Below are 18,441 nucleotides of genomic sequence, written 5' to 3'. Positions count from 1 at the left end.
AGAGTGACCCATGGCAAGGAAGGAGATCGGAATCGTCATTAAACCACACTGTTAGACCATGCCGCCGTGACGTTACGTTCCCGCTAGTTTGCAGACGAACGCAGATGAGGTTTTCATTCGGAAAGAGGTTTGCCCGCAGGCAGCGGATTACTTGTCAGAAGCATTCCATCCATAACCTGAACCTATGGATGAAATCCATTCCATATATAACGCCGCAACTGTCATCCAGCGGTCATATTAGCTACGTAATATCCGCTCACTTTCTGGCCGAACCCGGCATAGTCCTGATGAAAGAGCGCGATGCTTACTCCGTTGTCCGTCACTGCCCCTGCATCCACGGCCGCCGCCGAGGCGATCTCTCCGACCTCCGCAACTTTCCTGTCGATCCGCAATATCCGCAAACGCTTCGGCGCCTTCACAGCGCTCGACAACGTGTCGCTCGACGTGCGCCAGGGTGAGATGGTTTGCCTGCTCGGACCATCCGGCTGCGGCAAGACGACGCTGCTGCGCACCATCGCCGGACTCGAGAAACAGGACGACGGCGCCATCCATGCCCACGGCACGGACATCTCGCACCTGCCGCCGCAATCACGCGACTACGGCATCCTGTTCCAGTCGTACGCCTTGTTCCCCAACCTGACAGTGGCGCAAAACGTCGCCTACGGCCTCAACGCGCGCCGCCTGTCGCGCGTGCAGATGCAGCAGCGCGTGGCCGAGATGCTGGACATGATCGGCCTGACGGGCAGCGAGAAGAAATATCCCGGCCAGCTCTCCGGCGGCCAGCAGCAACGCGTCGCCCTGGCGCGCGCGCTGGCACCCTCGCCTTCGCTGCTGCTGCTCGACGAACCCCTGTCGGCGCTGGATGCGCAGGTGCGCGAACACCTCCAACTGGAAATCCGCCGCCTGCAAAAGCAGTTCAACATCACCACGCTGATGGTCACGCATGACCAGGAAGAAGCGATGGTGATGTCGGACCGTATCGCCATCATGCAGCACGGCCGCATCGAACAATTCGACACGCCCGACCGCATCTACCGCCACCCGGCCACCCCCTTCGTCGCCGACTTCATCGGCCAGGCCAACTGGCTGCCGTTCCAGCGCCTGTCGCCGCATCAGGTCAGCGTCGGCGCGCTCACGCTCACGGTTGACGAGGCGCCGCGCCAGCACATGGGCAACAATGACAACGGCCGCTTGTTCTGCCGTCCGGAAGCGGTCGACGTGGCGCCTGCAGCCGATGCAGCAAACCGGTTTTCGGCGCGCGTGGTCGATCAGATCTATCTCGGCGACCGCTACCGCATGATGCTGGAACTCGACGAATTGCCGGGCCAGCGCCTGATGGCCGACGTCACCAACGACGTACGCGCACGTCTGCCGGACGTCTCCGCCCAGCGCATGTGGATCGCCTTGCCGCAGCATTCGCTCCACCTGTTTGCCTGAGCCCGGCATGAATACCTCCGTCCAGGCGCCGCCACTGGCCATCACTTCCCCGTCCGTATCAAAGCCGGCGTCGACTTTCAATCGCGACACGGCGACCGCGAACGGCCTGAAATACTTCCTGCTGCTCTTGCTGGTGCTGGCGCTGGCCCTGCCGCTGATGGCCGTGCTCGGCCAGGCGCTGCTCGACCGCAACGGCGCATGGGCCGGCCTGGCGCCGTGGAGCAGGCTGATCGCCAATCCCAACTTCTTCCCGATGGTGGCGCGCAGCGTCGGCGTATCGGCCGCAACCGCCCTGCTGGTGGTGCCGCTGGCCTACCTGTTCGCCTACGGCCTGCAACGCACGCTGGCGCCGCTCAAGGGCTTGTGGCGCGCCATCGCGCTGTTGCCGCTGCTGGCGCCGTCGCTGTTGCCGGGCATCGCGCTGATCTACCTGTTCGGCAACCAGGGCCTGTTCAAGGAATGGATGAACGGCAGCATCTACGGCTTCTGGGGCATCTTGCTGGGCGAAGCGTTCTACACCTTTCCGCATGCCTTGATGATCCTGCTGTCGGCGCTGTCGCTGGCCGATGCGCGCCTGTATGACGCCGCCTCGGCAATGGGCGCGGGCAGCTGGAAGACCTTCCGCACGGTAACGCTGCCGGCCACGCGCTACGGCATCTTCGGCGCGTTCTGCCTGGTGTTCACGCTGGCGATCACCGACTTCGGCGTGCCCAAGATCGTCGGCGGCGCTTTCAGCGTGCTGGCGGTGGAAGCCTACAAGGCCGTGGTCGGCCAGCAGCAATTCGACCGCGGCGCACTGATCGGCTTGCTGTTGCTGATTCCGGCATTGCTGACTTTCTGCATCGACGGCTGGCTGCAAAAACGCCAGCGCGCCCAGATGAGCAGCCGCGCCGAAGTGCTGACGCCGCGTCGTCAATGGCGTCGCGACGCGCTCTATACCCTGATCCTGCTGGCGATCAGCGCGACCTTGCTGCTGATGATTGCCGTGGCGGTCGGCGCGTCGCTGGTCAAGCTGTGGCCGTACAACCTCAAGCTGACGCTGATGCACTACGACTTCGACAACATGGACGGCGGCGGCTGGCTGGCCTATTGGAACAGCCTGCGCCTGGCCATCGGCACCAGCATCGTCGGCACCATCGTGATCTTCACCGGCGCCTGGCTGATGGAAAAGACGCGCAGCAACCGCCTGCTCGACAACGCACTGCGCTTCCTCAGTTTCCTGCCGATGGCGGTGCCGGGGCTGGTGCTGGGACTGGGCTTCGTATTCTTCTTCAATCATCCGGCCAATCCGCTCAACTTCCTGTACGGCAGCATGGCGATCCTGATCCTGTGTTCGGTGATGCACTTCTACACCACCGCGCACCTGACCGCCGTCACTGCGTTGAAGCAGATCGATCCCGAATTCGAGGCCGCCTCGGCTTCGCTCAAGGTGCCGCTGCTGCGCACCTACCTGCGCATCACCGTGCCGCTGTGCCTGCCGGCCGTGCTGGAGATTTTCCGCTACCTGTTCGTGTCGTCGATGACAACCGTGTCTGCCGTGATCTTCCTCTACAGCTCCAACACCGTGCTGGCCGCGATCGCCGTGCTGAACATGGACGACGCCGGCGACGTCGGCCCGGCCGCGGCGATGTCCACGCTGATCCTGCTGACCTCGATTGCCGTCTCGCTGCTGATGCACTGGGGCCTGGGCTACTGGGTGCGCCGCGCGCAGGCATGGCGCAGCGCCGGCAAGAAACATTGAAAACGCATTGATCCATTGATTCCCTCGTTCGTCGTTTTACTTTTCCATCACAAGAAAGCAACCATGAAACCTACAACCATTCTGAAACTGCTTGCTTCCGTACTGGGTGCAGGCGCCCTGCTGTCGGCGCATGCAGCGACCACACTGACCGTCTACACCGCGCTTGAGGCGGACCAGATCAAGGCGTATCAGGCCGAGTTCGAAAAGAGCAATCCGGACATCGAAATCAAATGGGTGCGCGATTCCACCGGCATCGTCACCGCCAAGCTGCTGGCTGAAAAGGCCAATCCGAAGGCCGACGTGATCTGGGGCCTGGCAGCTTCCAGCCTGGCGATCCTCGACAAGGAAGGCATGCTGACGCCTTACGCGCCTAAGAACCTGTCGGCGATTGAAGCCAAGTACCGCAGCCCGGCCAATCCGCCGGCATGGGTCGGCATGGACGTCTGGGGTTCGGCGATCTGCTTCAACACCGTCGAAGCGCAAAAGCAAGGTCTGCCGAAGCCAACTTCGTGGGCCGACCTGACCAAGCCGATCTACGCCGGCAAGATCGTGATGCCGCATCCAGCCTCCTCCGGCACCGGCTACCTCGACGTCACCGCCTGGATCCAGATGATGGGCGAAGACAAGGCATGGGCTTACATGGACGCGCTGCACAAGAACATCGGCCAGTACACCCACTCCGGCTCCAAGCCATGCAAGCAAGCCGCCACCGGCGAGTTCCCGATCGGCATCGCGTTTGAATACCGCGCCGTGAAGACCAAGAAGGAAGGCGCGCCGATCGACATCATCCTGCCGTCGGAAGGCCTTGGCTGGGATCTGGAAGCGACTGCCATCGTCAAGGGCACCAAGAACCTCGATGCCGCCAAGCGCCTGGCTGATTTCTCCGCCAGCAAGGACGCCATGATGCAATACGAAAAGAACTTCGCCGTGCTGGCCGTGCCGGGCATTGCCAAGCCTGATCCGCTGCTGCCTGCCGACTACGAAAAGCGCCTGACCAAGAACGACTTCGTCTGGACCAGCAGCAACCGCGACCGCATCCTGACCGAGTGGAGCAAGCGCTACGAAAGCAAGGCTGAAAAGAAGCAATAAGCTGAGAGCATGCAGACCTGCCGCCCTCGCCATCTAAAGCGCGGGCGGCGCTGAACAGAAGAACGTGGAGCATCGGATGGGCAATACCAACACCAACAAGGATCACATCGACGTCGCCGTCGTCGGCGCCGGCATACTCGGCCTGGCGCACGCCTTTGCAGCGGTCAAGCGCGGCCTGCGCGTGGTCGTGTTCGAACGCAGCTCGACGCCGATCGGCGCCTCGATCCGCAATTTCGGCATGGGCCTGGTCACCGGCCAACCGCCGGGCGTCATGCTCGGCCTGGCAAAACAAAGCCGCGCACTGTGGCTGCACCTGGCGCAGCGCGCCAACTTCAGCGCACGCGAATCCGGCACCCTGCTGTTCGCCCGCACCGCTGCCGAACACGCGGTACTCGAAGAATTCATGATCGTGCGGGCGCGCCAGCATGGCTACGACGCCTCGCTGCTGGAAGGCGCACAGCTCGACACGTTGTACGGCGGCCGTTTCCGCCATCATCGCTCGGCCTTGCACGGCACCCAGGACTTGCAACTGTATTCGCGCGAGGCGGTGCCGGCGCTGGTGTGCTACCTGCAATCGCAGGGTGTGCAATTCTATTTCAACACGCTGGTCAGGGAAGCGCGCGACGGTCACCTGTCGACCACCGCCGGTGAGTTCCGCGCCGAGCGCACCATCGTCTGTTCCGGCCACGATTACCAGACACTGTTTGCCGACAAGCTCGGCGAAATGAATCTCAAGGTCTGCCGCCTGCAGATGTTGCGCGCGGCGCCGAAGGAGCGCTTGCCGCTGACGCATGCGGTCCTGACCGGTTTGTCGTGCACGCATTACGGCGCGTTCTCCGACTTGCCGAGTGCGGCCGGGGTCAATGCGGAAATCGAGGCGCAGTATCCGGTGCTGAACCGCCACGGCATCCATCTGCTGGTCAGCCCGACGCCGTATCAGGAACTGATCATCGGCGACTCGCACTACTACGGCGTCGATGCGCCGCCGTTCAATAACGAAGAAATCGATCAGCTCATGATCGGTCTGGCGGAAGAGACGCTGGGTGTGAAACTGAACGTGCTGGAACGCTGGCAAGGCGTCTACGGCAGCAAGGGACCGGGACCGTTCTCGGCCACACCGGTCGACGCCAAGACCACGGTGGTGCTGATGCATACCGGCATCGGCATGAGCGTGGGCCTGGCCTTGGGTGAACGTGTGGTCGGCGCGTTGCTCGATGGCGCGAAGTTGCCGGATCCGGCGGTCGACAAGAACTGAAATCATCACTGTCCCGACGTGTACCGGGATAGTGATGACTCTGCAAAAACAACTACTCGCGCGCCAGTCCCTCTGCGTGCAGCCACTTGCCCTTGCGGCACAAGTCATCGGTCACATCCAGCACCAGCCGTTCCACCGCCGCCGCCGCATTGGTCAGCGGGATATTCTTCGAGGCGCACAAGGCCAAGGTGCGCGCCATGCGTTCACCGCTGATCGGCAGCGCGACCATGTCGCCGCGTTCGATTTCCGACAGCAAGGGCGCCACCGGCAGGATGGTCGCGCCGATGTCGGCGAGGATGGCCGACTTCAGGATCGCCACCGAATTGATCTCGATCACGTTGTCGAGGGACATGCCTTGTGCGCGCACGATGTTTTCAATACGCGGCCGCACGCCGTGCTGCAGGCCGGGCAGGATCAGCGGCGCCTTGATGGCCTGCGCCAGCGTGACCGATTTCTTCTTGCCGGCGCCGTATTGCGAATCGGCGCGCGTGATGTACATCATCTCTTCTTCCACCATCGGCGTGCTGGCGAACGGCGACAGCTGGCCGTCATCGAACAGCACCGCCAGGTTGATGCGGCCCGACTTGAGCTGGACGATCAGGTTGCCGGTCAGCTCTTCGGTGAGCAGCAAGGTGATTTCCGGATAGGTGGCGCGGATCGCAGTCAGCAGCGGCAAGGCCAGCGCTCCCGAAACGCTTTGCGGAATGCCCAGCGCCACGGTGCCGGACGGCTTGTCGTTGGATTGCGCCACCGCCGATTTGGCGTCGGTGACCTGCTTGAGGATGGCTTGCGCGTGTTCGTAGAAGGTCTTGCCGGCGTCCGTGGCAATGACGCCTTGCGCGGAACGATGCAGCAATTGCGCTTCGAGTTCTTCTTCCAGCTGACGAACCTGCTGCGTCAGCGCCGGCTGGGCGATGTGCAGCACGCGCGCCGCGCGCGACAGCGAGCCGTGATCAACGATGGCGACGAAATATCTGAGTTGGCGCAATTCCATGCAGACGGATCCGATTCAGGTTGTTGTTTTAAGTTGTTATTTTTAATTACAAGCCGGGACGACTGTTGAACATGCGGCTGCGCGCATTTTCGATATGCCCGCGCATGGCCCGGCGCGCGCCTTCAGCGTCCTGGCGCTTGATCAGCTCGAAGATGTTGCGATGCTCGTCCATGGCATCCTGGGTACGCTTCCACGGCTGGATGTGCATCAGGTGGCGCAGCATATTGACGGCGTGGCTGACGTCGTATTCCAGCGTCTTCAACACCTGCACGAAGCGCAGGTTGGCGGTTGCCGTGGCGATCGCCTCGTGAAAGGCGAAATCGAAATGGTGGGCAATGCCGCCGACGGCGTTGGCCTCTTCAAACCCGGTCAGCAACTCGTCCATCCGGGTCAGGTCGGCGGTGCTGCGGCGCAGGGCCGCCATGTAGGCGCATTCGGGCTCGACCACCATGCGCAGCTCGAGGCCGTTCATGATGTGGCCGATGCGCTCTGACGGTTCCGCTGTGGCGGACTTGCCGGCGACGCCCGGACTGTCCATGACGTAAGTGCCGGAGCCGCGCCGCGATTCGACCAACTGGTCTTCGCGCAGCCGGTCGAGCGCCTGGCGCACAATGGGACGCGAGACGTCGAACAGCGTCGCCAGGTCGTTTTCTGACGGCAGGCGGCTGCCGACGCTGATCTTGCCTTCGACGATGGCGTGGAACAGGTTTTCATAGACCCGTTCGGCAAAACGTTCCTGGCGCACCGGACCGAGTCCGGCTGCGGCCAGCGCGAGCGCATCGGTGGACAGTTGGGTGCGGATGCTGACAACCTTGGCGTCGGGGTTTTCCTGCGGCTGGTCGGCTGGCGATTTCGGCATGGCGGGTCTCCAATGGCGATGTTCTGATGATTGCGCATGGTAGCGTATTTGCGCCGCGGCCATAAGCCCTCCTTATGGCCTCTAGTGCAATGGCGATCATCTGAATAAGTAGTAATATCAATTGACATCTTTTGGCGATCAACTTACATTGAAACCCAGACGAGGCAACGGCGGCATCTTCCGACCGAAGCCCATAGAACAAAAACGACAGGAGACAGACGGTCCGGCTCAATGGCTGCGACGGTGATATCTTTTGCCGTCCATTGTTTATCGAAGCCAATCATGAATAAGCCTTACATTCAGCCCAGCCAGCCTTACCTCGAACAGTTTTCGCTTGCAGGAAAGACCGTACTCGTCACCGGCGCAGCGCGCGACATCGGCCTGGAAATCGCCCGCGCCATGGCGGGCAGCGGCGCCCACGTGATTCTCGGCGGCCGCAATGCAGAGACCTTGGCAAGCGCCGTGCAAAGCCTGACGGTGCAAGGCTTGTCGGCCAGCGCCCTCGCCTTCGACGTGACCGACAAGGCGGCCGTCAAGGACACCTTCGCCCGCATCGCCAAGGAACACGCCGGTCTCGACGTGCTGGTCAACAATGCCGGCGTGCGCAACCGCAAGCCGCTGCTCGAATTCAGCGACGACGACATCGTCGCCATGATGGAAACCAACCTGATCGCCGGCTACACGCTCTCGCGCGAAGCGGCGCGCCTGATGGTGCCGAACAAGCGCGGCCGCCTGATTACCGTGACCTCGATTGCCGGCCAGATCGCGCGCTCCGGCGACGCCGTCTATACCGGCGCCAAGGCCGGGCTGACCGGCATGATGCGCGCACTCGCCGCCGAATACGGTCCGCTGGGCATCACCAGCAACGCGATTGCTCCGGGCGGCGTGGCCACCGAAGCCAATGCCGCCGCAATCGCCGATCCAAAAATCAACGCCCATTTCGCCACGCGCACGCCGCTGGGGCGCTGGGCGCAGCCGGCGGAAATCGCCGGCGCCGCCGTGTTCCTCGCTTCCAACGCCGCCTCCTACGTCAATGGTCACGTTCTGTACGTGGATGGCGGCATGTCGATTGCCATGTAAATCAAAGGACTTTGAAATCATGAAACAGCACTTCATCAACAACCGCTGGACCGCACCGTCTTCGGGCGAAAGCATTCCCGTCATCGATCCTTCCGACGGCGAAGTTTTCGAATCGCTGGCGCGCGGCAACGCGACCGACATCGACGCGGCCGTGCTGGCGGCGCGCAAGGCTTACGACAACGTCTGGAGCCGCACCAGCGCAGCCGACCGCAGCCGCCTGATGATGAAGCTGTCGCAAAAGCTGGCCGAGCATCAGGAAGAACTGGCGCAACTGGAAGCGCGCGACTGCGGCAAACCGTTCAAGCAGGCGCGCGCCGATGCCGCCGCCATCGTGCGCTATTTCGAGTTCTATGCGGGCGCGGCCGACAAGCTGCATGGCGAGACGATTCCCTACCAGACCGGCTACACCGTGCTGACGCTGCGTGAGCCGCATGGCGTCACCGCGCACATCGTGCCGTGGAATTACCCGATGCAGATCTTCGGCCGCTGCGTCGGCGGCGCCCTCGCCGCCGGCAACACCTGCGTGGTCAAACCCGCCGAAGACGCCTGCCTGTCGCTGCTGCGCGTGGCGGAGCTGGCGGCCGAAGTCGGCTTCCCCGAAGGCGTGCTCAATATCGTCACCGGCTACGGCCATGAAGCCGGCGACCTGCTGGTCAAGCATGCCGACATCGATCACGTCTCCTTCACCGGTTCTCCCAACGTCGGCAAGATCGTCGTGCGCGCGGCCGCCGAACATCACACGCCGGTCACGCTGGAGCTGGGCGGCAAGTCGCCGCAGGTGGTGTTTGCAGACGCCGACTTCGACGCCATGCTGCCGGTGATCGTCAACGCCATCGTGCAGAACTCCGGACAGACCTGTTCCGCCGGCAGCCGCCTGCTGGTCCAGCGCAGTGCGTACGAACAAGTACTGGAACGGGTCGGCGCCGCTTTCGGCAAATTGCGCGTCGGCTCGGCGGCGATGGATCTCGACTGCGGCCCGCTGATCCGCAAGACGCAACAGGAACGCGTGGCCGGTTTCCTGCGCGACGCCGCCGACAGCAAGATCCCGGTGGTGGCGCAAGGCCGCATCGCCGACGGCGCGCCGGCAGGCGGTTTCTACCAGGCGCCGACCTTGTTGCGCGACGTGCCGATTCAACACCGTCTGGCGCAGGAAGAAGTGTTCGGCCCGGTGCTGGCGGCGATGTCGTTTGAAGACGAAGCCGACGCCATCCGCCTCGCCAATGGCACCGATTTCGGCCTGGTTGCAAGTGTGTGGACGCGCGACGGCGGACGCCAGTTCCGCCTGGCGCGGGCGATCCGCAGCGGCCAAGTCTTCATCAACAACTATGGTGCGGGCGGCGGCGTCGAGTTGCCGTTCGGCGGCGTCAAGGCCAGCGGCCACGGACGCGAAAAAGGTTTCGAAGCGCTGTACGGCTTCACGGTCCTGAAGACCATCGCCATCAAACACGACTAGTACACGCCTGTACACGCCTGTACACGATTAAATACACGACTAAAAAAACCATTCAACACCACAAGGAGAAGACATGCGACTCAAAGACAAAGTAGCCATCGTGACCGGCGCCGGTTCGGGTTTCGGCGAAGGCATCGCCAAGAGCTATGCACGCGAAGGTGCGCGCGTGCTGGTGGCCGACATCAATGAAGCCGGCGGCAAGCGCGTCGTCGACGACATCGTCGCGGCAGGCGGACAGGCCCGTTTCATCAAGACCGACGTCTCCAAGAGTGCCGATACGGCGGCGATGCTGGCCGCTGCGCTGGAGGCTTTCGGCGGCGTGCATATCGTCGTCAACAACGCCGGCACCACCCACCGCAATCGTCCGATGCTGGAAATCGAAGAGGACGAATTCGAACGCGTCTACGCGATCAACGTCAAGAGCATCTTCCTCAGCGCGAAGACCTTCGTGCCCTATTTCCGCAAGGTCGGCGGCGGCGCCTTCATCAACATCGCCTCGACCGCCGGCATCCGCCCGCGTCCGGGCCTGACCTGGTACAACGGCAGCAAGGGCGCGGTCATCACCACCAGCAAATCGATGGCGGCCGAACTCGGCCCGGACAACATCCGCGTCAACTGCGTCAATCCGGTGATCTCGGCTACCGGCCTGCTGACCGAATTCATGGGCGTACCCGACACCCCGGAAAATCGCAAGAAATTCACCGCGACGATTCCGCTGGGCCGCTTCTCGACGCCGGACGACATCGCCAACGCCTGCCTGTACCTGGGTTCGGATGAAGCGTCGTTCATTACCGGCGCTTGCCTGGAAGTCGATGGCGGTCGCTGCGTGTAGTCAAGCACAAGACCGGCTGTAAGCGTTTTGTCAGTGATGAAACGCTTTACGTTGAATCGGCGAAATTTATGTCTATAATCACGCTGCAATAAAAAACAAGAACCAAAAAACACAATCAGTACTTAATAAGGCCAGTCCACGAGACTGGCTTTTCATAACAACAAGACTGATCCATTTTTAATACGTATGGAGTGAGACATGTCGTATACCCCAGCACAAGGCATCGCTGCGTCGCCCGGCACCGATGTATCGTTTGAAGAAGCGACTTTTTCCAAAGTCACATGGCGTCTGCTTCCGCTGCTTTTCCTCTGCTATGTTGCTTCTTACCTGGACCGCGTCAACGTCGGTTTCGCCAAGCTGCAAATGCTGCAGGACCTGAAGTTCAGTGAAACCGTGTATGGCCTTGGCGCCGGCATTTTCTTCATCGGCTATTTCATCTTTGAAGTCCCCAGCAACATCATCCTGCACAAGGTCGGTGCACGGCTCTGGATCGCGCGCATCATGATCACCTGGGGCATCATTTCGGGCGCCATGATTTTCGTGACGACGCCGGAAATGTTCTACGTCATGCGCTTCCTGCTGGGCGTGGCCGAAGCCGGCTTCTTCCCCGGCGTGATCTTGTACCTGACCTATTGGTATCCGTCGCATCGCCGCGGCAAGATCACCGCGTTGTTCATGACCGGCATCGCCATCTCGGGCGTCATCGGCGGCCCGCTGTCGGGCTGGATCATGCATGCCTTCCCAGGCGTGCACGGCCTGACCGGCTGGCAATGGATGTTCATCATCGAAGCGATCCCGTCGCTGGTGCTGGGCGTGGTCGTGATCTTTTACCTGAAGGACCGCATCCGCGACGCCGACTGGCTGAGCGAAGATGAAAAGCGCCTGCTGGAATCGCAGATCGCACAGGAACAGTCCGAGAAGATTGAAGTCTCGCTGGGCCAGATGTTCGCCGACGGCAAGGTATGGCTGAGCGCGATCATCTACTTCTGCTTCGTGATGGGCCTGTATGGCGTGAGCTTCTGGCTGCCGACCATCATCAAGACCACCGGCGTCACGGACCCGCTGAATATCGGCTTGCTGACCGCGATTCCTTACGCTGTCGCCGCTGTCGCGATGATCATGATCGGCCGTAGCGCCGACCAGCATCGCGAACGTCGCTGGCACGTCGCCATCCCGGCATTCCTGGGCTGCGTCGGCCTGCTGTTCAGCACGGTCTACGATCACAACACCTTGCTGGCGATGGCTTCGCTGACATTGGCTGCGGTCGGCATCCTGACCACGCTGCCCTTGTTCTGGAGCCTGCCGACGGCGTTCCTGAGCGGCGCTGCGGCGGCTGCCGGTATCGCGCTGATCAACTCGCTGGGCAACCTGGCCGGTTTCGTCAGCCCTTACCTGGTCGGCTGGCTGAAAGACGCCACCCAAAGCACCAACACCGGCATGTACGTACTGGCGGCGTCATTGTTGCTGGGCGGGCTGCTGACGCTGGCGGTGCCGGCCAAGCTGGTCAACAAGTAAGACGGCATCCTCAATAAGAAACGGCGGAGCCCGCAAGGGACTCCGCCGTTTTTTTATGCGCCCGCTTTGCGTGGCTTCAGCGCGCCAGCCGGCGCCAGATTGCATCCAGCACGTTGTTCAGTTCGGCGCCCTGCGCCTGGATCGCGCCCAAGCCGTACTCCTTGCGCCGCACGCCGCCATCGAACAGTTCAAGCGCCCATACCGCATCCGTACTGCGTTGAAGCGGCAAGGCTTCAGGCAGGCTCCAGACCGCATTCATCAGCGGCACGATAACGGCCAGGTCGTCGTCGCTCAGCTGCACCGTACGGCTTTGCACCAGCGCCGGCTTTTCGGTCGGACTTTTCAGCTGGGTGATGAAGCGCGTCATGCTGCGCCGGTCGAGATCGACTGCCGACCAGTAACCGACCGTCGTGCCGAATGCGCCCTGGGAAATGACCACGCCACGCGCAGGCGTCATTTCAGCCGGCACGGTGACTGCGCACTCACTGCAGACATGCGCCTTGACCGGGGCATAGGCTGGAACTTCAGCAAAGGCGTTGCCTGTCAGGAAGGCAAGCAACAGGACGTGACTACGGATGCGGCTGGGTAATGTGCTCATGATGGAGGACTCGCGGTGAAGGTTTGGCGGGATGGTCTCACATCCTCCGAAGAAATGCCGGACCTAGTGCGCCCTGAACTCCAGCCCAAACTGCAGCCTCATCCGATGGCCTGCCCGCTTCTCTGTCAAAATGGCGGATTCTTTTGTGCTGGTCCAAGTTCATGAACGCACCCGTCACCCCGTCCGGCAATATCGATCCCGCCGCGCTGCCCTTTGCCAATGCTTTTGCGGAATTGCCGCCGGCGTTCTTCACACGCCTGCAACCGACGCCATTGCCGCAGCCTTATCTGGTCGGCGTCAGTGCGGACGCCGCTGCGCTGATCGGCATCGATGCTGCGACCGCCGACAGCGAGGATTTCATCGACGTCTTCACCGGCAACGTCATCGCGCAGCACTCCAAGCCGTTAGCGGCCGTGTATTCCGGCCACCAGTTCGGCGTGTGGGCCGGGCAACTTGGCGATGGCCGCGCGATCCTGCTGGGCGACCTGCCGGCACGCGATGGCGGCCGCATGGAGATCCAGCTCAAGGGCGCCGGGCAGACGCCCTATTCGCGCATGGGCGACGGCCGCGCCGTGCTGCGCTCGTCGATCCGCGAATTCCTGTGTTCCGAAGCCATGGCCGGCCTCGGCATCCCGACCACACGCGCATTGTGCGTGACCGGATCGGATCAGCAAGTCCGGCGCGAGACGCTGGAAACCACGGCGGTGGTCGCACGCATGTCGCCCAGCTTCATCCGCTTCGGCTCGTTCGAACACTGGTACTACAACAAGCGCCACGATGAACTGAAACTGCTGGCCGACAACGTCATCGCCAATTTCTATCCCGAATTGCTCGGCGCCGACAATCCCTATCGTGCGCTGCTGACCGAAGTCACGCGCCGTACGGCGCACCTGATGGCGCACTGGCAGGCGGTCGGCTTCATGCACGGCGTGATGAACACCGACAACATGTCCATCCTCGGCCTGACGCTGGACTACGGTCCCTTCGGCTTCATGGAAGCCTTCGATGCGCGCCACATCTGCAACCACACCGACCAGCAGGGACGCTATTCGTATCAGAATCAACCGCGCATCGGCCAGTGGAACTGCTTCGCACTGGGCCAGGCGCTGTTGCCGCTGATCGACAGCGTGGAAGAGACCGAAGCAGCGCTGGGGCACTACGAGGTCGAGTTTGCCGCAAAGAACGATGACTTGCTGCACGCAAAACTCGGCCTGGCGACCCGTCAGGCTGACGACGACAAACTGTTCGAGTCCATGTTCGCCATCCTGCAGGCCGGCCATGTCGATTTCACATCGTTCTTCCGCCGCCTGAGCGATCTGCATGCGGCCGACAAGGGCGGCGATGAACCATTGCGCGATCTGTTCATCGAACGAGCTTCCTTCGATGCTTGGGCCGAACAATACCGCGCCCGCCTGCAACAGGAAAACAGCATTGATGCCGCACGGAAACTTGCAATGGATGCAAGCAACCCCAAATACGTGCTAAGGAATTACCTGGCGCAAGTCGCCATCGACAAGGCGCAGAACAAGGACTTCTCGGAAGTGGCCAAGCTGCAGGAAATCCTGCGCCGGCCTTTCGACGAGCAGCCGGAACACGACAAGTACGCCGACCTGCCGCCGGACTGGGCCAGCCATCTGGAAGTCAGTTGCTCTTCGTGAGCGTAAGATTGTCCGGCGCCGCGCGACCAAGCCATATGCACCGCATTCAAAAATTTATTCATCACCCTTGCCAAGGAGCCACCCCATGACTGCCAAAGTTCAAAAAACCGATGCCGAATGGCGCGCCCAACTGGACACCATGGAATACCAGGTGACCCGCCATGCCGCCACCGAGCGCGCATTCACCGGTAAATTCTGGGACCATCACGAAGCCGGCATCTACACCTGCGTCTGCTGCAATACGCCCTTGTTCGCCTCCGACACCAAGTTCGATTCGGGTTGCGGCTGGCCCAGCTATTTCAAGGCGCTCGACCCGGCCAACGTGCGCGAGATCGTCGACAAGAGCCATGGCATGATCCGCACCGAAATCGTCTGCAACGTCTGCGATGCGCATCTGGGACATGTGTTCCCCGACGGCCCGCCGCCGACCGGCTTGCGCTACTGCATCAATTCGGCTTCATTGCGCTTTGATCCGGCCACCTGATAAGCTGCGGGTCTGTATCATCCTGCGGCATCCGCCCATCTACTTTTAAAAAGACTCACGCACATGAAGTTCTTGTTCGACCTGTTTCCCGTCATCCTCTTCTTTGGCGTATTCAAATGGGGGGAAGGCCATGCCGACGCCGCCCAGGGCCTGGTGTCGCAGTATCTGTCGGGCGTGATGTCCGGCGGCACGGCAACGGCCACGCTGGCGCCGATTCTGCTGGCTACGGCGGTCGCCATCGTCGCCTCGCTGGCGCAGATCGGTTACCTGCTGGCGCGCCGCAAGAAGGTCGACGGCATGCTGTGGGTCTCGCTGGCCATCATCGTGGTATTCGGCGGCGCCACCATCTACTTCCGTGACGATACGTTCATCAAATGGAAGCCGACCATTCTGTACTGGTGCTTCGCGGTCGCCTTGCTGGTCAGCCAACTTTTCTTCAAGAAGAATCTGATCCGCACAACGATGGAAAAACAGGTTTCCCTGCCTGAGCCGGTGTGGGTCAAGCTGAACCTGGCGTGGTCGGTTTTCTTCCTCGCGATGGGCTTGCTCAATCTGTATGTGGCATTCAATTACACGCTCGACGTCTGGGTCAATTTCAAGATGTTCGGCAGCATGGGGCTGATGTTCGCTTTCATCATCGCGCAGAGCGTGTTCCTGTCGAAATACATGAAGGACGCGGAATGAGCGCGCGGCCGGATGTCATCCGCGAACGGCTGCTTGCCGCCTTCACCCCGAGCGAGTGTCTGGTGGAAGACGAATCCGCCCTGCATGCCGGTCATGCGGGCGCTGCGTCGGGCGGCGGGCACTATCGCGTACGCCTGATTTCAGCCGCTTTTGAGGGGAAAAATCGTTTAATTCGGCATCGGCTGGTGTATGATTGCCTGGCTGACATGATGCACAAGGATATACACGCACTGGCCATCACGGCTATCGCACCATCAGAAATAGCGAACTAACAAGACTATCCCCCCTCTTATATCTCTCACTTCCTAGCTTGTTAGCTATTAGTTACCTTATTACCTCCATTTTTTAGGATTCGATAATGACATTCAAACCTGCTCGTTTGCTGGTACTGCTGTTTGCAGCCGCTGCTCTGCCTGTCATGGCGCAAAACCTGGCCGTCGTAAACGGCAAGTCCATCCCATCGTCGCGTGCCGACGCCATGGTCAAGCAAATGACTGCACAAGGTCAGCCTGACAGTCCGCAACTGCGCGGCGCCGTCAAGGAAGAGCTGATCAACCGCGAAATCCTGATGCAGGAAGCCGACAAGCAAGGCCTGAGCAACAACGCCGACGTCAAGAACCAGCTTGAACTGGCGCGCCAGGGCATCGTCATCCGCGCCCTGATCGGCGACTATCTGAAGAAGCATCCGGTTGCAGACGCCGACATCAAGGCCGAGTACGACAAGTTCAAGGCGCAAGCCGGCGACAAGGAATACCACGCGCGCCACATCCTGGTCGACAAGGAAGAAGACGCGAAGGCAATCATCGCCAAGCTGAAGGCCGGCACCAAGTTTGAAGACCTGGCCAAGCAATCGAAGGACACCGGTTCCGCAGCCAACGGCGGCGATCTGGACTGGGCCACGCCTGCTTCGTTCGTGAAGCCGTTCTCCGACGCCATGGTTGCACTGAAGAAGGGTGAAGTCACCGACACACCTGTCAAGACCCAATTCGGTTACCACGTGATCAAGCTGGAAGACACACGTCCGGCCAAGGTCCCGACCCTGGAAGAAGTGAAGCCGCAAATCGCTGAAGCACTGCAACAGAAGAAGCTGCAGGCTTATCAGGAAGAACTGCGCAAGAAAGCCAAGGTTCAATAAGACTCAGTAGTACCCCGCATCATCTCGTGGCGCGCGCAAGCGTTCCGCGGACCGAAAAAAACGCCCTGCCGGAAACGGTTTGGGCGTTTTTTTAATTTTAAGGCCTTGTTTTTTGATTTCTACAAAAAATGACGCTTCATGCGTAAAAAACCAAAAAAAATTACCATCCGTGCGCGAAACACGCATTTCAGTCAATAAGGATGAGGAAATTATTTACGCATTTACCGAAAAACGACAAAAAACACCGTTGCCGCCGATTTCCTTTTTCAGCGGAAAAACGTCCTGATATTCTTGCGCCTTGCCTCTATCGGGGCGACGCCGCGCACCAACATTCAAAAGCAAGCGCGACGATGAAAGGCAGGAGGCAGCCGGTACACGATACCGTGCACGCTCCCTGCCATCCATAACAGATGCAAGTTCAGGAGATATAAATGAAAAAAACTTACCTGGCCCTGGCTATTGCAGGTCTGACCTGCACCAGCGCCTTCGCACAGTCCAACGTCACCATCTACGGTATCGTCGACACCAGCATCCACTACCTCAGCAACGCCAATGCCCAGGGCAACAGCAACGTTCGCGTGGATAACGGCGCGATTGCCAATAGCCGTATCGGCTTCAAGGGTACCGAAGATCTGGGTGGCGGCCTGAAAGCCATGTTCCAGCTGGAAAACGGCTTCAGCAGCGATAACGGCGCCATGCTGCAAGGCGGCTCACTGTTCGGCCGTCAATCGTGGGTTGGCCTGCAAGGCAGTTTGGGCAAGATCCGTGTGGGTCGTCAGAACACCCCTCTGTTCGATCTGCTGGCCGATCATTTCGACCCGCTGACCGTCGGCAACTATGCAAGCAACTCCTGGCTGCCGGCCGCCGGCACCCTGATTCGCACTCCCAACATGCTGCGCTATGACAACGACTTCGGTCCGGTGTCGGCTTCGGTCAGCTGGGCGTTCGGCGAGCAGGCCGGTTCGCTGCGCACGGGCAGCCAGTTCAGCAGCGCCTTGCGTTATACCGTCGGCGGCTTCGCGATCGGCGGCGGCTACCAGCAAACCGTCAGCGCCACCAATTCCAGCTACAAGGACAAGGTCTGGAACCTGTCGGCGTCTTATGACTTCGGCCCGGCCAAGGTATTCGGCGGCTGGTTCAACATCAAGGACCAAACCGGCCTGACCGGCGCCTACATGGCTGCCGACAGCGATGTCGGCACCGGCTGGACCACCGCGACCACGGTAGCGGCAACTCCCGGCAACCAGCGCAAGGATAATGGCTTCTTCCTGGGCAGCAGCTACAAGGCCACCAGCGCCCTGACCCTGACGGGCGCGTTCTACTACGACAAGAGCAAGAACGTGTCGTACACCGGCTTGGGCAACGTCGGCGACGGCAAGCGTTATGCCGTGGTCGGTTGGGCCGACTATGCGCTGTCCAAGCGCACCCAGCTGTACACCACGATCGACTACAACAAGGCCCGCGACGCAGCCGTGTACGAGTTGACCAACTCGGCATCTGGCAAGAACAGCGTGACCACTGTCGGCGTCGGTATCCGTCACATTTTCTGATCCGGCCTGACGCGCGCCGCCTGCTTTACACAGCAGGCGGCGCAAGTCAGACGGCGTCAGAAAGCAAAAAGCGCAGT

At 61.1% G+C, this 18,441-nt stretch carries 17 protein-coding genes; 14 read left to right on the top strand and 3 right to left on the bottom strand.

Features of this window, described 5'->3' with window-relative positions; translation table 11 throughout:
- Positions 1–300 precede the first annotated feature (300 nt).
- The 4 genes from ACIROY_RS02105 to ACIROY_RS02090 all read left to right on the top strand — a co-directional run bounded on the left by ACIROY_RS02105 (position 301) and on the right by ACIROY_RS02090 (position 5,522).
- Positions 301–1,437 carry a putative 2-aminoethylphosphonate ABC transporter ATP-binding protein gene (locus ACIROY_RS02105; RefSeq protein ID WP_402339245.1) on the top strand — a complete coding sequence of 379 codons (1,137 nt, stop codon included), beginning with the start codon at positions 301–303 and terminating at the stop codon, positions 1,435–1,437.
- 7 nt (positions 1,438–1,444) lie between these two features.
- Positions 1,445–3,178 carry a putative 2-aminoethylphosphonate ABC transporter permease subunit gene (locus tag ACIROY_RS02100; protein ID WP_402339243.1) on the top strand — a complete coding sequence of 578 codons (1,734 nt, stop codon included), beginning with the start codon at positions 1,445–1,447 and terminating at the stop codon, positions 3,176–3,178.
- Between the two features lie 63 nt (positions 3,179–3,241).
- A complete protein-coding gene (locus ACIROY_RS02095; RefSeq protein WP_402271711.1) occupies positions 3,242–4,267 on the top strand; it encodes a putative 2-aminoethylphosphonate ABC transporter substrate-binding protein in 1,026 nt (341 codons plus the stop codon).
- 76 nt (positions 4,268–4,343) lie between these two features.
- The gene (locus tag ACIROY_RS02090; RefSeq protein WP_402339241.1) at positions 4,344–5,522 is read left to right on the top strand and encodes a TIGR03364 family FAD-dependent oxidoreductase; all 1,179 of its coding nucleotides are present in this window, start codon (positions 4,344–4,346) and stop codon (positions 5,520–5,522) included.
- 52 nt (positions 5,523–5,574) lie between these two features.
- On the opposite strand, the gene ACIROY_RS02085 is transcribed toward ACIROY_RS02090, so the two are convergent.
- A complete protein-coding gene (locus tag ACIROY_RS02085) occupies positions 5,575–6,516 on the bottom strand; it encodes a LysR substrate-binding domain-containing protein (protein ID WP_116432658.1) in 942 nt (313 codons plus the stop codon).
- Positions 6,517–6,562: 46 nt separating this feature from the next.
- The gene (locus ACIROY_RS02080; RefSeq protein WP_402339239.1) at positions 6,563–7,375 is read right to left on the bottom strand and encodes a FadR/GntR family transcriptional regulator; all 813 of its coding nucleotides are present in this window, start codon (positions 7,373–7,375) and stop codon (positions 6,563–6,565) included.
- 282 nt (positions 7,376–7,657) lie between these two features.
- Here ACIROY_RS02080 and ACIROY_RS02075 point away from each other — a divergent pair, with 282 nt between their 5' ends.
- The 4 genes from ACIROY_RS02075 to ACIROY_RS02060 all read left to right on the top strand — a co-directional run bounded on the left by ACIROY_RS02075 (position 7,658) and on the right by ACIROY_RS02060 (position 12,255).
- Positions 7,658–8,455 (top strand): SDR family oxidoreductase, encoded by a 798-nt coding sequence (locus ACIROY_RS02075; RefSeq protein ID WP_402339237.1) that lies wholly within the window; start codon positions 7,658–7,660, stop codon positions 8,453–8,455.
- Between the two features lie 19 nt (positions 8,456–8,474).
- Positions 8,475–9,908 (top strand): aldehyde dehydrogenase family protein, encoded by a 1,434-nt coding sequence (locus ACIROY_RS02070; RefSeq protein WP_402339235.1) that lies wholly within the window; start codon positions 8,475–8,477, stop codon positions 9,906–9,908.
- Positions 9,909–9,981: 73 nt separating this feature from the next.
- A complete protein-coding gene (locus ACIROY_RS02065) occupies positions 9,982–10,740 on the top strand; it encodes an SDR family oxidoreductase (protein WP_116432655.1) in 759 nt (252 codons plus the stop codon).
- 198 nt (positions 10,741–10,938) lie between these two features.
- Complete coding sequence (locus tag ACIROY_RS02060) at positions 10,939–12,255, top strand: MFS transporter (protein ID WP_402339233.1); 1,317 nt, start codon at positions 10,939–10,941, stop codon at positions 12,253–12,255.
- A 76-nt stretch (positions 12,256–12,331) separates the two neighbouring features.
- On the opposite strand, the gene ACIROY_RS02055 is transcribed toward ACIROY_RS02060, so the two are convergent.
- Positions 12,332–12,853, bottom strand: coding sequence for a hypothetical protein (locus ACIROY_RS02055; RefSeq protein ID WP_402339231.1), 522 nt, complete (start codon positions 12,851–12,853; stop codon positions 12,332–12,334).
- A gap of 161 nt (positions 12,854–13,014) precedes the next feature.
- Here ACIROY_RS02055 and ACIROY_RS02050 point away from each other — a divergent pair, with 161 nt between their 5' ends.
- The 6 genes from ACIROY_RS02050 (at position 13,015) to ACIROY_RS02025 (ending at position 18,364) form a co-directional block, all read left to right on the top strand.
- Positions 13,015–14,511, top strand: a complete 1,497-nt coding sequence (locus tag ACIROY_RS02050) for a YdiU family protein (protein ID WP_402339229.1) — start codon at positions 13,015–13,017, stop codon at positions 14,509–14,511.
- Between the two features lie 85 nt (positions 14,512–14,596).
- A complete protein-coding gene (gene msrB, locus ACIROY_RS02045; protein ID WP_053197842.1) occupies positions 14,597–14,995 on the top strand; it encodes a peptide-methionine (R)-S-oxide reductase MsrB in 399 nt (132 codons plus the stop codon).
- A 63-nt stretch (positions 14,996–15,058) separates the two neighbouring features.
- Positions 15,059–15,679, top strand: coding sequence for a septation protein A (locus tag ACIROY_RS02040; protein WP_402271738.1), 621 nt, complete (start codon positions 15,059–15,061; stop codon positions 15,677–15,679).
- A complete protein-coding gene (locus ACIROY_RS02035) occupies positions 15,676–15,951 on the top strand; it encodes a BolA family transcriptional regulator (protein ID WP_116432650.1) in 276 nt (91 codons plus the stop codon). The genes ACIROY_RS02040 and ACIROY_RS02035 overlap by 4 nt, the downstream gene beginning before the upstream one ends.
- A gap of 86 nt (positions 15,952–16,037) precedes the next feature.
- Entirely contained in the window at positions 16,038–16,814 is a 777-nt protein-coding gene (locus ACIROY_RS02030) for a peptidylprolyl isomerase (protein ID WP_116432649.1), read from the top strand.
- 431 nt (positions 16,815–17,245) lie between these two features.
- Entirely contained in the window at positions 17,246–18,364 is a 1,119-nt protein-coding gene (locus tag ACIROY_RS02025) for a porin (RefSeq protein WP_402339226.1), read from the top strand.
- Positions 18,365–18,441 lie beyond the last annotated feature (77 nt).

Origin of the sequence: Herbaspirillum sp. NPDC101396 (genome assembly GCF_044767365.1) — a bacterium.
Taxonomy (GTDB): Bacteria; Pseudomonadota; Gammaproteobacteria; order Burkholderiales; family Burkholderiaceae_D; genus Herbaspirillum.
Note: the sequence above shows the minus strand (reverse complement) of the source record. Positions and strands in the feature narration are given on the sequence as shown.

Bases quoted from the DNA above. Each gene is read 5' to 3' on its own strand.
- ACIROY_RS02025 (WP_402339226.1), top strand. From the start codon at position 17,246: ATGAAAAAAACTTACCTGGCCCTGGCTATTGCAGGTCTGACCTGCACC.
- ACIROY_RS02030 (WP_116432649.1), top strand. From the start codon at position 16,038: ATGACATTCAAACCTGCTCGTTTGCTGGTACTGCTGTTTGCAGCCGCT.
- ACIROY_RS02080 (WP_402339239.1), bottom strand. From the start codon at position 7,375: ATGCCGAAATCGCCAGCCGACCAGCCGCAGGAAAACCCCGACGCCAAG.
- ACIROY_RS02050 (WP_402339229.1), top strand. From the start codon at position 13,015: ATGAACGCACCCGTCACCCCGTCCGGCAATATCGATCCCGCCGCGCTG.
- ACIROY_RS02095 (WP_402271711.1), top strand. From the start codon at position 3,242: ATGAAACCTACAACCATTCTGAAACTGCTTGCTTCCGTACTGGGTGCA.
- ACIROY_RS02090 (WP_402339241.1), top strand. From the start codon at position 4,344: ATGGGCAATACCAACACCAACAAGGATCACATCGACGTCGCCGTCGTC.
- ACIROY_RS02065 (WP_116432655.1), top strand. From the start codon at position 9,982: ATGCGACTCAAAGACAAAGTAGCCATCGTGACCGGCGCCGGTTCGGGT.
- ACIROY_RS02100 (WP_402339243.1), top strand. From the start codon at position 1,445: ATGAATACCTCCGTCCAGGCGCCGCCACTGGCCATCACTTCCCCGTCC.
- ACIROY_RS02060 (WP_402339233.1), top strand. From the start codon at position 10,939: ATGTCGTATACCCCAGCACAAGGCATCGCTGCGTCGCCCGGCACCGAT.
- ACIROY_RS02035 (WP_116432650.1), top strand. From the start codon at position 15,676: ATGAGCGCGCGGCCGGATGTCATCCGCGAACGGCTGCTTGCCGCCTTC.
- ACIROY_RS02040 (WP_402271738.1), top strand. From the start codon at position 15,059: ATGAAGTTCTTGTTCGACCTGTTTCCCGTCATCCTCTTCTTTGGCGTA.
- ACIROY_RS02105 (WP_402339245.1), top strand. From the start codon at position 301: ATGCTTACTCCGTTGTCCGTCACTGCCCCTGCATCCACGGCCGCCGCC.
- ACIROY_RS02070 (WP_402339235.1), top strand. From the start codon at position 8,475: ATGAAACAGCACTTCATCAACAACCGCTGGACCGCACCGTCTTCGGGC.
- msrB (WP_053197842.1), top strand. From the start codon at position 14,597: ATGACTGCCAAAGTTCAAAAAACCGATGCCGAATGGCGCGCCCAACTG.
- ACIROY_RS02085 (WP_116432658.1), bottom strand. From the start codon at position 6,516: ATGGAATTGCGCCAACTCAGATATTTCGTCGCCATCGTTGATCACGGC.
- ACIROY_RS02075 (WP_402339237.1), top strand. From the start codon at position 7,658: ATGAATAAGCCTTACATTCAGCCCAGCCAGCCTTACCTCGAACAGTTT.
- ACIROY_RS02055 (WP_402339231.1), bottom strand. From the start codon at position 12,853: ATGAGCACATTACCCAGCCGCATCCGTAGTCACGTCCTGTTGCTTGCC.